Annotated in this window: 12 protein-coding genes; 1 reads left to right on the forward strand and 11 read right to left on the reverse strand. The window is 41.2% G+C overall.

Going from position 1 to position 14,844, the window contains the following annotated elements; genetic code table 11:
* Nucleotides 1-61 precede the first annotated feature (61 nt).
* From H5180_RS14765 to H5180_RS14805, 9 genes are all read right to left on the reverse strand, one after another.
* Nucleotides 62-976, reverse strand: coding sequence for a DMT family transporter (locus tag H5180_RS14765; protein ID WP_145241963.1), 915 nt, complete (start codon nt 974-976; stop codon nt 62-64).
* A gap of 267 nt (nt 977-1,243) precedes the next feature.
* A complete protein-coding gene (locus H5180_RS14770; protein ID WP_182758468.1) occupies nt 1,244-1,540 on the reverse strand; it encodes a hypothetical protein in 297 nt (98 codons plus the stop codon).
* A gap of 2 nt (nt 1,541-1,542) precedes the next feature.
* Nucleotides 1,543-1,833, reverse strand: coding sequence for a hypothetical protein (locus tag H5180_RS14775; RefSeq protein WP_182758469.1), 291 nt, complete (start codon nt 1,831-1,833; stop codon nt 1,543-1,545).
* 37 nt (nt 1,834-1,870) lie between these two features.
* Nucleotides 1,871-2,413, reverse strand: coding sequence for a PH domain-containing protein (locus H5180_RS14780; RefSeq protein ID WP_064668490.1), 543 nt, complete (start codon nt 2,411-2,413; stop codon nt 1,871-1,873).
* 125 nt (nt 2,414-2,538) lie between these two features.
* Complete coding sequence (locus H5180_RS14785; RefSeq protein ID WP_182758470.1) at nt 2,539-6,849, reverse strand: alpha-1,6-glucosidase domain-containing protein; 4,311 nt, start codon at nt 6,847-6,849, stop codon at nt 2,539-2,541.
* 21 nt (nt 6,850-6,870) lie between these two features.
* Nucleotides 6,871-9,777: a TonB-dependent receptor gene (locus H5180_RS14790; protein ID WP_182758471.1), complete on the reverse strand. Its 2,907-nt coding sequence runs from the start codon at nt 9,775-9,777 to the stop codon at nt 6,871-6,873.
* A 303-nt stretch (nt 9,778-10,080) separates the two neighbouring features.
* Nucleotides 10,081-10,698, reverse strand: coding sequence for a LysE family translocator (locus H5180_RS14795; RefSeq protein ID WP_145241971.1), 618 nt, complete (start codon nt 10,696-10,698; stop codon nt 10,081-10,083).
* A gap of 9 nt (nt 10,699-10,707) precedes the next feature.
* The gene (locus H5180_RS14800; RefSeq protein ID WP_145241973.1) at nt 10,708-10,896 is read right to left on the reverse strand and encodes a hypothetical protein; all 189 of its coding nucleotides are present in this window, start codon (nt 10,894-10,896) and stop codon (nt 10,708-10,710) included.
* An 11-nt stretch (nt 10,897-10,907) separates the two neighbouring features.
* The gene (locus H5180_RS14805; protein WP_145241975.1) at nt 10,908-11,306 is read right to left on the reverse strand and encodes a DUF3224 domain-containing protein; all 399 of its coding nucleotides are present in this window, start codon (nt 11,304-11,306) and stop codon (nt 10,908-10,910) included.
* Nucleotides 11,307-11,384: 78 nt separating this feature from the next.
* Between H5180_RS14805 and H5180_RS14810 the strand changes: the two genes are divergently transcribed.
* Complete coding sequence (locus tag H5180_RS14810) at nt 11,385-13,166, forward strand: ABC transporter transmembrane domain-containing protein (RefSeq protein WP_145241977.1); 1,782 nt, start codon at nt 11,385-11,387, stop codon at nt 13,164-13,166.
* Nucleotides 13,167-13,269: 103 nt separating this feature from the next.
* On the opposite strand, the gene H5180_RS14815 is transcribed toward H5180_RS14810, so the two are convergent.
* Nucleotides 13,270-13,902 carry an OmpA family protein gene (locus H5180_RS14815; protein WP_149983073.1) on the reverse strand — a complete coding sequence of 211 codons (633 nt, stop codon included), beginning with the start codon at nt 13,900-13,902 and terminating at the stop codon, nt 13,270-13,272.
* A 77-nt stretch (nt 13,903-13,979) separates the two neighbouring features.
* Nucleotides 13,980-14,774, reverse strand: a complete 795-nt coding sequence (locus H5180_RS14820) for an ABC transporter substrate-binding protein (RefSeq protein ID WP_182758472.1) — start codon at nt 14,772-14,774, stop codon at nt 13,980-13,982.
* Between the last annotated feature and the right edge of the window lie 70 nt (nt 14,775-14,844).

A 14,844-nucleotide genomic window follows, 5' to 3' on the forward strand; every position in this document is an offset into this window, starting at 1 on the left:
TAGATGAAAGATTAAAACAGCCCGGCGATCACTTGATCGCCGGAATTTTTGCGTTAAGACTTTAATCATTGGTAATTCCTTTCATATTCTTAGTGTCGCTATTCCTCTCAAAGTGCATGAATAAAACATGAGCGATACTTGATAGCACGATCAATACAATGCCTGCGATACCCAATAAAGTTTGAGTTTGTTGAAGAAAAATGTAGCCCAAAATACTAGAAAATAGAATTTGCGCATATTCAAGCGGCATTAGCTTAGATAAGTCACTTTTATTAAAAGCGAAAAAACGTGCTGCAAGTTTAGTAATAAGGAGCCCACCATATAGCATAATTAGTAGAGCACTATTTGTATCTAAAGGTTTCCACACAAAAATAGCGACGGGTAATAAGATAATCGCCGAATAGAGGGGAGCAAAAACCATTTGAGGCACAACTTTCTCTGCATTGCCTATTTTCTTTAAATTAATATTATAAATGACTAAAATAGCTACCGCTGACAGTGCAAAGATCAATCCTAGATAGAGGTTTTGCTGCGTTACTTGGCTCGCCATTAGTTTTGGAGAAAGCAGCATCATCACTCCAGCTAAATTCAAAATAATAGCGATATAGACATAGGCTTTTGGTTTTTCTCTAAAGATAAACACCGACAAAATGGACGTTATAAGTGGCACAAAAAAGTTAATCGCGGTTACTTCCGCTAAACTTAGATATTGCAGAGCATAAAACAAACATATTGTTGAACTAACACCAAGCAGTCCTCTGAAAATATGTAGCTTCATTTTTTGGGGTTTGATATTTTCCCATTTGCCTTTCGAGAATAATATAATGGCCGCAAAAGCTGCAATTACATTAACCAAAAAGACAACTTGGAATGGGCTGATAGCTTTACCTAAAAAACCACCGATTAGTAACATCACACTTAAGATAAATGAATCTGACAACATCCAAATCACTGCGGTTGACTCTTTACTAGCCATTTAACTTCTCTCCATGTGTTTGTGTAGCACAAATATATGCTACGAAATTAGAGCCCTATTAGAAATCAACTACTTTGAACCCTAATAAAACTGCATCCTTTTCAGATAAAATCGCTTTAAATTACACCCACAAAAGGTACAAAACAAGGGGTTTAGAGATAATTTGAGCTAATAGCATAAGACACTTTGGGAGGGTTAAAACAACAGGAACCAATGATAGTTAATGTAATAGTCTTCGGTTATCGAATGTAAACTTAAGCTCTCTGTTTAGTGAATACATTGGCGTAGCACTGTATTAATTTGCGGATACTCGCACATTGCCATATACCAATTGCCAGTTACATGTTCGTACTTACCATAATCTTTAGCACCGTAACCGAGCACACATAAACCTATTTTCTCAGGGTTACCAAAAACAAAATAACCTTTTTGTTGCCTATCCTGGTATGAAAAGGTAAATGCTTTTCTAATCAACCAAACACCCTGAAAATATTGAATCCAAAGAACATCTATATTTTTATTCAGTAAAAACTCAGTGAGCTCATCCAAACTTGAATCGGTCACCTTCACGAATTCTTTACTGCCTTTTTTCTTATTAACTTATGCGCGAAACGCTCACCACTTTTATCATCAATCCATTGTACAGCCTGAAGATCCCTTTGCTCTGCAAGTAAAATGGCGTGCTCCAAATCATTCTCGTGTTTTTTGAGAAAGTTTTTAGCTTTTGATTCAGGGCTATTAACCGTAAAAAATAAAAAGCTTGCTAGAAAAATAACTACAAGCACCGAGAATAAAACAATGAATCTTGGTATCAGAGTCTTCCTACGAAACAGCTTAATATAAGGTGTATTTTCCATATGTTCCTTAAAGCAAAATAGGATTACTCATATCTAACTATTTCCGCTCATCCAATAACGTCACTAACATTTGTTCAATATTTTTCACACTGTAAGTAAGTGCGCGTATTAGCTCAACTTGGCTTTGTGGCTCATCACTGTTCGCTTTTGTTGGTTGCTGTGCGGTTAGATTATCTTTTTGAGTTAAGATTGCCTCGCGAAACTCACTGGCATCAACTACCCCAAGTAACGATACTAATGCGCCATGACCAGACTGACCTGCGGTTTCAAAGCTTAGTCGATATAAACCAAATAAACGCATCAACGGGCCTTGGCTTAACCCGACGTCAGTTATTTTTTCAAGTGGGATGGACTTTTCTTCTTTGAAAAATACACCGCGCTTTACTACCAGTTTACGCTCAAGTAATTGAGCCGACATAGCGGCTAATATACTGCCACTTACAATCCAAACAATCAGTACTATTACCGGGATAAGCGGAATAGTCACAACTCCTAAGGTGCTTGCACATACTGCAAAAATTAACCAATAAGGCTTTATTTTAGGATCAAACGTAGCACTTTTTAACATAGCTTCTGACATCGTAGTTACCCATAATCGTATTATGATTATAAATTACGCTAACTTTGCCTAGGCTGCAATTTGATCATAAAAAAACCGAGCATCTAGGATACTCGGTTCTGATTGTTTATAAAGTGTATTAATGCTTAGTTCTTATTGATCAGTACCTGCACATTATTACGATTAGGGCCAATAACCGTAAAGGTATAATTGCCTGCGTCAGCAATGGCTACATTAATATTTGCCCCTACAGCTTCAAGCAAACTTTGCTCGCCAACTATAACCTGTGGAGATTCACCTTTGCCGCCGTAGTCCACAGTGTTCCAATCTTCAGAGGCTATTTTGAACTCATAATCACCGGCATCTAAATCAAGTGATGTACTATAAATAGCATTCCCTTGATAGATTAGGGGGTTGTCGGTACCCCAGCCATTTAAGCTGCCACGTAAGTAAACTTGAGTGTCTGCAAACATTTGCGCATTAAATACACTCAGCGTGGGTGCATTCAAATCACTGGCATCAAAAATGAACTGATATTCGCCCTCGGTTGCAACATCCATCGTCATATTAGCGCCTTTAACAGCTAATAACTTATCTTCGGCAACGGTTACGATTGCATCCGCTTCACCGGAACCATAATCAACGGTATCCCAATCTTCAGAAGCAATTTTAAATTCATAACTACCTTTACTGAGAATTTTAGTAAAGGTATAAACGCCTTTACCTTGATAGATTAACTCATCACTGGTGCCCCATTCATTTAAGCTGCCACGAACAAATACAGGCGTGCCAACGAATCGTTCTTCGTTATAAATTCTCAGCGTTGGATTGTCTTTATCGCTGGCATCAAACGAGAATACATAAGTTGCATCAATTGCGGCATTAAAGGTCATATTCGCGCCACTGCGCATTAAAGGCTCGGTTTGATTTTCCAACACTGCTTTATCAGCATCAGACAGCGCGCCAAAATCCACACTCGACCAATCTTCAGAGGCAATTTTAAATTCATAATCTCCCGCAGTTAAAGTAATAGCGATACGGTATTCACCATTGCCCATATACTCAAAGCTGTCAGCTGTGCCCCAATCATTTAAACTACCTCGCACATATACTGTGGTGCTGCCAAAAGGCACTACGTCTGGCGCGCCCACTGTTGCATTCGCACTTAAGCCTACACCTTGGTTCTCGCCTTGTGGTTTTACAAATACCGCGATTGTATAAGCTGGGACTGTAAATGTACCGTCGGTTTCACTGGCAGTAAAACTCACTCCAGACATACTGCTATCGGTGCTGTTTTTAAGTATTGGATGTAATTCAAACCCAGCAGCGGTTGGTACTGTATGTGAAAGCGCTTGCTCAGTTGCATTAATTACTACTACGAGCGCGTCAACTTGGTTATCTAAATCTGCAAAACCTTGACCGTCATCAATGCTCATTACAATCAAACCATGTTGCTGGTTTTTACCAACATTGTGAAAACCTACACGGTCAATAACATCTTGCTCTGTGGTTAATCTAAATAATGGGCTGCTACTACGAATAGCTAAAAACTCTTGGAACACATCCCCTGCGTAAGCTATATCTTGCGGCTGTGCAGCAGCTTGTGGATTACCTGAGACCTTAATGATTTCAGGCCATTTCTGTTGGTTTTTCTCAGCATTAGGTAAACCAATATTCCAATTATTATTTTCTTTCGTTAAATCTACCGCATTAAACCAATCCCCTGCATTGTAGCTGTCACGATCCATTGATTTTGAGCGTAGTAAATCAGCCCCAAGTTGCATAAACGGGATACCTTGGCTTACTAATGGAATTGCTAATGCCATATTATGCGCACGCACTCGTTGCTCAATACTCATACTTGTTGCATGTTTATATTGCAGTTGATCCCATAAGGTTTCGTTATCGTGCTTTGATACGTAGTTAATGCTGTCAGCAGGGTCTAAAGCATAAGCCGTCGGCTGAGTATTCCAGCTAAAGCTATTACCTTTTGCCGAATTACCTTTAAAGTCTTTCAGGATATAGTTTTGTAAATTACCCGCCAGTGATAAACGCAGAGTATCTTGGTCCGCTAAATTACCATCGGTCGGGTTATTGCTAAACATAGCACCACCGCGCACAGCCTCACGGATGCGGTCATTGAATGTGCCAACTTCAGAGCCTGCCATATCAGCTTGCTTAGCTTGAGTGAACAATCGGTTATTAGCGACTTCACCAAAATTCCAGCCTTCGCCATAAAAGTAGTTGTCAGGGTCAACAGCTTGCACCGCTTCACGCGCTGCTAAAATTGATGATTTAGGCATGTGCCCCATAACATCAAAGCGAAAGCTGTCGTAACCAAAATCACGGGCAAGAATGACCAGTGAATCGCTAACAAACTTGTCCATCATCACATGTTCAGTCGCTGTGTTTTCACAACAGGTTGAACGCTCGATATCCCCCGTTATTTCACTGTATCTGTGGTAATAACCCGGCACGAGTTTATCAAACACTGATTTTTCCCAAATGCCTGATGACGTTGTATGGTTGTATACCACATCAAGAACCACGCGAAGGCCGATCTCTTGAAGTGACTGTACCATGGCGCGTGTATCTTTAACCCGGGCAACCCCTTCACTGCTTGATGCATACGAACCTTCTGGGGCAATAAAGTGATGCGGGTCGTAACCCCAGTTAAAACCGTCTAAATCACGCATCGCGCTGGCAAGTGCTTGAGCATCATCAGAACCCGGAAAGTAGCTTTGCATTAAATCAGCAATGATGCTGTTTTTATTTTCGATTTTACAAGCATCGGCGGCATCGTCTATTCGCTCACATAACTTACCTAGGGTGTCAGTGATTTCAACGCGCTTATCCGCATCTTCTTCAATGGTGCCAATGTCTGTTACAGGGAGTAAGTGAAAATGCGTTAAACCTTTGTCAGCTAGTTGCTTAAGGTGCTGCATAGGGATGCTTTCAAGCTCAGTAAATGCTAAATATTTACCTTGGTTTGCTGCGCTTACTGACGTATCGCGAATACTAAAATCACGTACATGACCTTCATAGATAATGGCATCTTCCGGGTTGGTAATTGTTGGTACACTGCGCTCATCCCAGCCTTGTGGTTTGGTATCGTCATCATTTAAGTTGATCAACTGCGAATACAGGCCATTGCTTGATACATTCAGTGAGTAAGGATCGGTACTCCATAAACTTTCAATCGCTTGAGTAGTAGGGTGGTAAACATCAAACGCATAGCGGTAATAATGACGGTCGTATTTGCTGTCTAAACTCACTGACCAAATACCTGTATTGCTGTCTAACGTCATGGCAGTGCTATGTACTTGTGCTTTATCGGCGTCAAATACATTAAGCATCATATTGCTAGCGGTTGGTGCCCATACTGAAACATCAATTGCATTGTTATTATAATGCACGCCTAGCATGGCTTCATTTGCGTCGTTTTCACCTTGGGTGTAAAGTGCATCAAGGGCTTTGGCGGTTTGCACAAAACTTGCTTCAAGTAGCTTGCCTTCTGCATCGTAGCCCGCTAAAACGAGCTGTTGTTTTATAAGTTGTTTTGCAGTAGCGGCATCCCAATTACCTTGATAGGCAGTCCAATCTGTTAAGTGCGGTACTTTCGCTGCTTGTGCATCGGTTAAACTCGTTGCCATTAATTCAACTGTTTCACCATTTAAGCCAGTATCAACATCAACAACCAAATCGGCAGCAGCTGATGAATGCAGCTTAATAATCTGCGTAAGCTCATTACTTGGCTTATACAGCACAGTATTTAAATCAATCCAGTGTGCTGATGCACCGTCAATTGCAACGGGGCTTTCGCCAAGCGCTTCTACTGGGTATTCAAATACTGTTGGCTCACCGTCAAAGGTAAAGTTCATACGTACAAAACGCTCGTCGTCCTGCATCAGTGGCATGGTTAAATCCACATCACCATGGGCTTTACCTGAACCTTCTGTGCCAATATGAATAATAAAATTAGCGCACTCGGTATAACCGTCTTTTAGCGCGACAATCCAATAAGCTCCATAGTTTGGATCGACACCATTATATTCATGGCCATTAGCCCAATCGGTGGCATCAAACGGCGGCGCGTAAGCATCACAGCCGTCGGTATTCCAAGAGTGTAAACGATAGCCTTCGTACCCTTCATTCTTATCACGTTTATAAAATAAAATAGCCTCACCTTCGCCTGCAAATACCACAGGGTCTGGTAAGTCGGGGTTATAGCCACTGGTACAGCTTTCATTATTTGCATCTGGAAACCGCGGTGCGTCACAAGAGATAGGTTCAGGATCAACGCATTGAGTGCCTGTTGCATTAGGGACTTGCGGTACATCACAAGTCAATAAGGCTTGGCCTGCTTTTACATCGCTACTGCCTGAGCCTCCACAGCCAAACAGTAGTGTTAAGCTCACTGCTAATAGCAAATGAGTCAATTTAGTTATTTTATTCATTATTTATGCTCCAATTTGCTATTAGTGGCTATAGGTAAAACCTAAATAAACCTGACGACCAAAGTACTGGGTAGTACCGGTGATGTTTTCATTGCCAAAGTAACTTTGGGTTGGTTCATCAGTAAGATTATTAACCTGTAGCAACATGCCAAATGAGTCTGTAAATTGATAAGAGGTTTGAAAATCGACCACGGTCTCGGCATCAAAATTAACCACTTGCTCATTGATCGCCACTTGCTCTGAAACAAAGTCTGAGCGGTAACGCACATTAAGGCGGGTTTCAAAATTATCTAAGCTGTAAAATAAAGTGCCGTTTAACACGTTTTTAGACAAACCAGGTAAACCTTGTGTAACCGTTTCACCACCTAAGCTGGTGATAGATTCAACTTCGCTCTCGGTGTATGAATAGCTACCGTTAAACCCAAGGCCATCAAACGGCGCGGGTAAAAACGAAAATACTTGCGTGTAGGCAAGTTCAATACCGCGAATATAACCGCCATTGGCGTTATTTACCGCCGTTGTGTAAGTGCCGTTAGTTGTGGCAACTTGCTCACCACTGACTGGATTTTCTATATAGTCAGGGACGTTAAAGCCATTACCTTTGAAGTCAAACCCTTCAATGGCGATGGTATCGATAAACGAATCGATGTTTTTATAGAAACCTGCGATCACTAGCGCACCATCTGACTCATCAAAATAATGCTCGTAAGAGATATCGTATTGGTCGGCATAAAATGGTTTTAAGAATGGATTATTGGTACTTGAGCCGTTAATTTTGCCACTGGTTTTATCAGCTTGCGCACTGGCGTCCCCCGCTAGGCGATTAATCGGTGGGCGCGACATTACTTTAGCCGCCGCAAAGCGTAATTGCGTGTTATCCGTTAGCTGAAAGTTTAAATTAAGGGATGGCAGATAATCGGTATAAGTTGTGCCAAGTACATTAGGTAAATAATTTTGATTTATGATGCCGATACTGTCGGTAATGTTTTGTGCACCGAGTGATAAATCACCATTAACATTTTCTAAAATAGTGGCCGATTGGTCGGTATCAACACGGCGAATACCAATATTACCCAGTACCGGCATAGTACCAATTTCAGTATTAATATTAAGCATGGCGTACGCTGAAAGCACTTCCTCATATACTGAGCCACTTTGTAACATGGTCCATGAGTAGTTAGTGGTATAGCCTTGTGTATCAGGTATTTCATCACCATCAAGATCGACAACGCCATCGGCGTTACCCCAGGTTTTAACTGGCTCCGGTGCGCCTTCAGGAAACCAAGCATTAAGCGCTTTGTCTAAATCAATCGCCAAATATGATGGGAAATAACTAAAGTCACCTTCCCAGTCAACAACATTTACCATGTCATTGGTTAAACGCAGTGGCGGCTCACTCACTGAAAAATCACCATCATTACCGTATTCAAATACTGAGCGGTTATTGCTGTATTCACGATCTGAATAACGCGCGCCAAATTCAATAGAGCTAAACCAGCTGTTATTCAGCTCGTATTTAAAATCAAGGCGATAAGCGCTTACTTCATCTTCATTTTGATAAGGGTAAATACCGTATTTACTAACCATTACTCGGTCGATATCGCTAAATGCAGCCGCTTGATTAAAGCCTACATCAGGTAAATTTAAACCATTAAGTTGGTAGTTTATTGATACGTTTTTATCTAACACAGGTTCTTCGGCTGAGGCGTCTTCGGCAACCAACGCCCACAATAAGCCATTGCGAAAGTTACTTTTAGCCCGTGACAGCGACACATCAACATTAACGTTTAAACGTTCTGTCACTTGCCAATCGGCGTTAACACCGTAGCTATCTACTTCATCAAAGTCTTGGTTATCATCATTCACAATTTCAACGCGAGTGTAGCCTTTTGAAGTACGATTAACAGAGGCACCAACTACTGAATTTCCCTCTAGCTGAGCGTTTGTATAAGTGGCCGTTGGGCCACCTAATTTCACTCGTAACCCACGGGCAAATGACTCAGTATCAAAGCGTGATAAAAACACGTCCCCTTTTAATTTAAAATTATCCACCGGTGCCCATTCAATCGCCGCCATATAACCGTTACGGGTTTCTTCTCCACCTAAATGCTGAAGCTCAAAACCTTCGCTGATATACTCATTTTCAGGTTTAAGTTCGGGGCCATTAGTATCATTTGCAACACCATCAACGTCTTTATTATCGTTATAGGCAAGGCCAATAAACTGTGTTGCTACGCTGGGTTGAAATAACCGTGCATAACCAAGTGCGACACCTAAAGTATCGTCAAGATATTTACCTTGATAGGAAAAACTAATGCGGTCGCCAAACTCAGTGGCATCGTTCACCTCTGACGCTCGGTCGTTGTACATACCTCTGGCGTTAACCACAAACTTATGTTGCTGATCATTATCAAGCGGGCTAGCTGTTTGCAGTTCTACCGTACCTGCAACACCACCTTCGATAAGCGATGCTTTTGGTGATTTATACACGGCTGCTGAGCTGATCAATTCAGACGGATATTGGTCAAACTCAATACTACGGCTGCCACTAGTTGATACCTGTTCACGGCCATTTAAAGTTGAAAATACAAATCCACCGGACATACCGCGAATGTTGATTTCTGCCGCCTGCCCGCCGGTTCGTACCGCTGAGATCCCCGGTAACCGAGTGAGCGCATCAGCCATAGATACATCAGGCAAAGCACCTAAGTCATCCGCCGATAACTGCTCAGATACCGTATCAGTAAAGCGTTTTTGATTAAGTGATTGGATTAAACTACGACTAAAGCCACGCACTTCAATGACTTCAAGATCTTCTTCTAGTTGTGGTTTTTTTACGGTACTTTGCGCGTCACTTTCAACCGCAGCTAATACACTGCTGGCTGCAAACATTGCGAGCATTAACGCACTTAGTTTGAATTTCCCCATGAGCTTTCTACCCTATTGATTTTATAATTGTGTGCTGTTTGTTTTGAAATTGTGGATAAAATAAAACCAATAAAGTGTAACTAAAAAGTAAAATAAGTGTGATGAATACGTATGCAGCAGTAAGGGCAATAGCTAGCAAGGTGAGGAACTTAGTTTAGAAGTGCTGCGATCATGTAGATAACGTAAAATAAATTGACTGACTAACGGAATAACTCAGTCATAAGCCACTATTACACAGGTGAATTAGAAATTGCTAAAAACAGCTTTAAAGGGAAGTAGTAAGGATTAGTTAAGTTTAATAAACTACACCATTAGCACCACCCTTATTGCTAGACCAATAAAAATCACCGCTAATATTTTATCAAACCATGGGGATGATTTAGTAAAAGCAAAGCGCTTCTTTGAAAGCTCTGTCAATGCTGCAACAATCAGATACCAGCCAGTATCAATAGTAAAAACCGTTAAGCACATAATCAAACCGACCTTAAAACTGAGATTGGCAGGATCTATAAACTGTGAAAACAGGGCTAAAAAGAATACCGCTAATTTAGGATTTAGAAACGCAATAGCAAAGCCGTCTTGCAAGGCTTGTTTTGCACTGCCACTTTGCTGAGCCACTTTTAACTCACTATTACTTGGTTTGGCTAATAAGATTTTAACCCCTAAATATGCCAAGTACGCTGCACCTAAGTAAACTAACACTTGATACACAGTAGGAAATTGCAACATTAGTGCACCGAGGCCAAGTAACGATGCTGCAGCATAAAAACCGACGCCAACACCATGACTCAGCGCTGCCAACATGCCGTTCTTCATACTGCCATGAATGCTGTGTTTTAACACCACAGCCAAACTTGGCCCAGGAGACATTGCACCCATCATACAAATGGCGACTAAGCTTAGCCACAGTGATAACGTCATTTATATTCCTTATAGTTCTTCATTTTCAATAAGTAAGATGTATGCATAAACTTGGCCGTATAATCCTGTAGAGGCGCTAACATTTATTACTTTCCAGCCATCTTGGTTTAATTGATAAATTCGCTCATTAAGTGCGTCAATATCAATACCGCCTCTAAAAAAGCCACGCTGCTTTTTAAACTCAATTATTTTCTGCATGGCTGTATCGCTTATAATTGATACTCAAAATCATAAATGTGTATACCTGCTTCGATGCGAATTGCCATTTTTCCGCTAAGGCCTGCAAGTTCATTACTGCCAGAATCTGGCACCACGTTTAAAATTAATGAATCTTGGCCTTTATCCATAGTGCCAAAATGTTGCAGCACAAAGCTGCCTTGAAGACCTGCAAGTGTGCCAACTACTTGTTCAATTGCCACATAACCGGCACTGCCTTGAGTTGCGGTCATGGCACTGAGCATTTCGCCAGTGCTGGTTGCATCAAGCTCACCTGTAAACGTTTTATCAATCGACATACGACCCAGGTTTACGCCATCAATGCCCTTTGCATAACCTTCAATAGGATTGAGTTTAACGTTAAATTCGCCCGTTACTTTTTCAGTTGTCATGGTTAGTCCCTTAGTTAGTTATTGAAATTATGATTTAAGTAACCATATCTATACCCTATTCATCTAAAAGAATCCACTATGAGCAATAGTAAAACCGAGCAAAAAGACAAAGCTGCTTTTAGTAGTTTAATTCCTATTTTTCAGTTTATTAAGCCGTATAAATGGGTGGTTTTTGCAGCTCTTGCAGCATTACTTGTTACTGCCGGGGTTAATTTATCATTGGGCCAAGGAGTTAAATTTGTTATTGATCACGGCTTTATTGCGGGCTCTCAAGAACAATTAAAACAAGCCATAATCGTGCTAATTGGCTTGATCAGCTTATTAGCCATAGGAACATTCAGCCGTTTTTATTTAATGTCATGGATTGGTGAGCGCGTCAGTAATGATATTCGTAAAGCGGTATTTGATCGCATAGTCACCCTGCACCCGAGTTACTTTGAAGAAAACCGCAGTGGCGAATTAATGTCGCGCTTAACAACCGACACCACTTTGTTGCAATCAATCATTGGCTCGTCATTTTCAATGGCACTGCGCAGCGCTCTGATGCTAGTCGGTGGTTTAGCCATGTTGTTATTTACTAACTTAAAACTCACTTTAGTTGTAGTTGCCTGTGTGCCGCTGGTGTTAGTACCCATGATGATTTTTGGTAAAAAAGTACGCAAACTTGCCAGCTCCAGCCAAGATGCGATTGCCGATATCAGCACTTATGCGGGAGAAATAATTCAAAATATTAAAGTAGTGCAAAGCTATAGCCACGAACAACGCGAACAACACGCTTTTGCACTAGAGACCGAAAAAGCCTTTAACGTTGCGAAAAGCCGCATTAAACAGCGCTCATTTTTAATTGCTGCAGTAATATTTTTGACCTTTAGCGCAATTAGCGTGATGCTGTGGATAGGTGGTAGTGATGTACTGGCAGGCACAATGACTGGCGGTGAGTTAGGTGCATTTGTGTTTTACGCCATTATGGTAGCGATGTCGGTAGCAACCGTTGCTGAGGTATATGGCGAGCTACAACGTGCAGCGGGCGCTGCGGCGCGGTTACTTGAACTGCTCGCGGTTAAAAGTGAGATCACAAACCCTGCAGCACCACAAGATCAGTTATTACATAACAACTCTAACGCTCCAGCCATTAGTCTTGATAAAGTAACTTTTAATTATCCATCGCGTCCTGATGTGAGCGCCTTAAAAACTATTTCATTAACGATTGAACAAGGCCAAACAGTAGCAATCGTTGGTCCGTCAGGTGCTGGTAAAACCACGTTATTTGAATTACTACAACGCTTTTATGACCCTGCCGGTGGCGACATTAAGTTTCATGATATTAATATCAAAGATCTATCCCTTAATACACTCAGAAACAGCATGGGCATGGTGGCACAAAACCCGATTTTATTTAGCTCTGATGTGATGCATAACATTCGTTATGGCAACCCAGATGCAAGCGACGAACAAGTATATGCTGCCGCTAAGCATGCTCACGCGGATGAATTTATTGCACAATTACCTAACGGCTACGAGAGCTTTTTAGGCGAGCAAGGGGTGCGCTTATCAGGCGGCCAAAAACAACGAATTGTATTAGCAAGAGCAATATTAAAAGACCCAGAAATACTGTTACTCGATGAAGCAACCAGCGCTTTAGATGCGCAAAGTGAGCATCATGTACAAGCTGCGCTTGAACATTTAATGCAAAACCGTACTACGCTTATCATTGCCCACCGCCTCGCCACAGTAAAACATGCTGATATGATAGTGGTAATGGAGCACGGAGAGATAATCGCAACAGGTACTCATCAACAATTGCTAGCGAGTAATCCACTTTATCAAAAATTATGTGAGCTGCAGTTTAATAGGGATTGAAGCGGTAAGCGGTAAGCGGTAAGCGGTAAGCGGTAAGCGGTAAGCGGTAAGCGGTAAATAATCTCAATCATTTGCTTAGGTAGCAAATGATTGAGATAAAACATTAACCTTTAGTATTTGGTACAATTTGAACTTCCACGCGGCGGTTTTGCGCGCGGCCGTTGGCACTGTCATTGCTGGCAATTGGGCGAGTTTCGCCGTAACCACGTGTACTAATACGCCCAGCTAGAATTTGCTGATTCACTAAGTAACCTTTCACACTCTGCGCACGCTGTTGCGATAACGTCATGTTGTAGCTATCTTTACCTGTGCTATCGGTATGGCCTTCAATACTTAAATAAGTTTTTTCGTACTTATTCATCACTTTAGCAATAGCATCAAGGGTGTTATGAAAGCCAGATGAAATATACGATTGATCGGTGGCAAAAGTTATATTAGCTGGCATCACTAAACGTAAGTTATCGCCTTCACGCACAACTTCAACACCGGAGCCGGCTAACTCATCACGAAAAGCCGCTTCTTGTTTATCCATATAGTCACCAACCGCAGCGCCGGCTAGCGCGCCAATAGCGGCACCAATGAAGATACGTTTATCATCATGATCTCCGGTTGCCTTACCAAGTACTGCGCCTGTAGCTGCACCAATACCAGCTCCCATTCCTGTGTTGGTGGTCTCACAACCCGTTAATAATAATCCAACAATAGTCGCTGTTAGTAATGGTTTGGTTAAAGTCATGGTATTTCCTTGGTTATTAATTCTTTCATTAACAGCTAGTATGCAAACATTGTAATGAACGAAATATGAAGAAGATGTTAAAAGCTCAGCGCTTGCTCGTTAAGAGGAGGAAGTTCATAGGGAGCAATTAATGTATTTAGCTGACCAGTGGCAGCCATTGTTTTCATTAGCGCATCAACCCGCTGCGCTAATGGGGTTACTGAAAACTGTTTACTTAAAGCGAGATAACCATAGATTGTATCATTAAAACGATACTGCATTTTAACCAGTTTTTTGGCTGGCTGATTCAGCACACTCATAGCATGATCCGCGGTATCTTCAACGGCAATAACTAAATCTGCACGCCCTTTCAATAATAGGTTAATAGCTGTGCTTTCTGTTAAAACAGCTATTTTAGTCAGTTCATCGTCTTCATCAAAACGTTTAAAATGTACGGCACCTCGCATAATCGCAATTTTTTTACCATATAAATCGTCATAGTTGTTGATTTGTAATTGGCTATCTTCGCGTGCATAAAATACAAATGACGAGGTTAAAACCATATAAGGTGGGGTTACAAATTGCATTACTTGCTGACGCATAGGTGTGAGGATCAAACCTCCCATCGCATTAACTTCGCCTTGCTCTAACATTCTTACACAGCGTGAAAATGGGCAACCAACCAGCTCTAACTTAAAAGGAAGTTGCTTTTTCATCTCCCGAAAAATATCAACAATCGCGCCTGATACTTCACCATTTTGATTAATTTGGCTATACGGTGGTGCATGATCCACGGCTAACGATATTTTTTGCACAGCCGCATTAGGTTCATTTGCAGCATAGGCATAGTTTATAAAGGCAAAAATTATAAAAATATAAACAATAAATCGCATAACTACTTAACTTTAACAAAGCCTTTTTTACATTGTAGACAGGTACAAAGATTAAAAACCATAAAATTGT

The organism is Pseudoalteromonas sp. SR41-4, from assembly GCF_014163985.1.
GTDB classification, from domain to species: Bacteria; Pseudomonadota; Gammaproteobacteria; order Enterobacterales; family Alteromonadaceae; genus Pseudoalteromonas; species Pseudoalteromonas rhizosphaerae.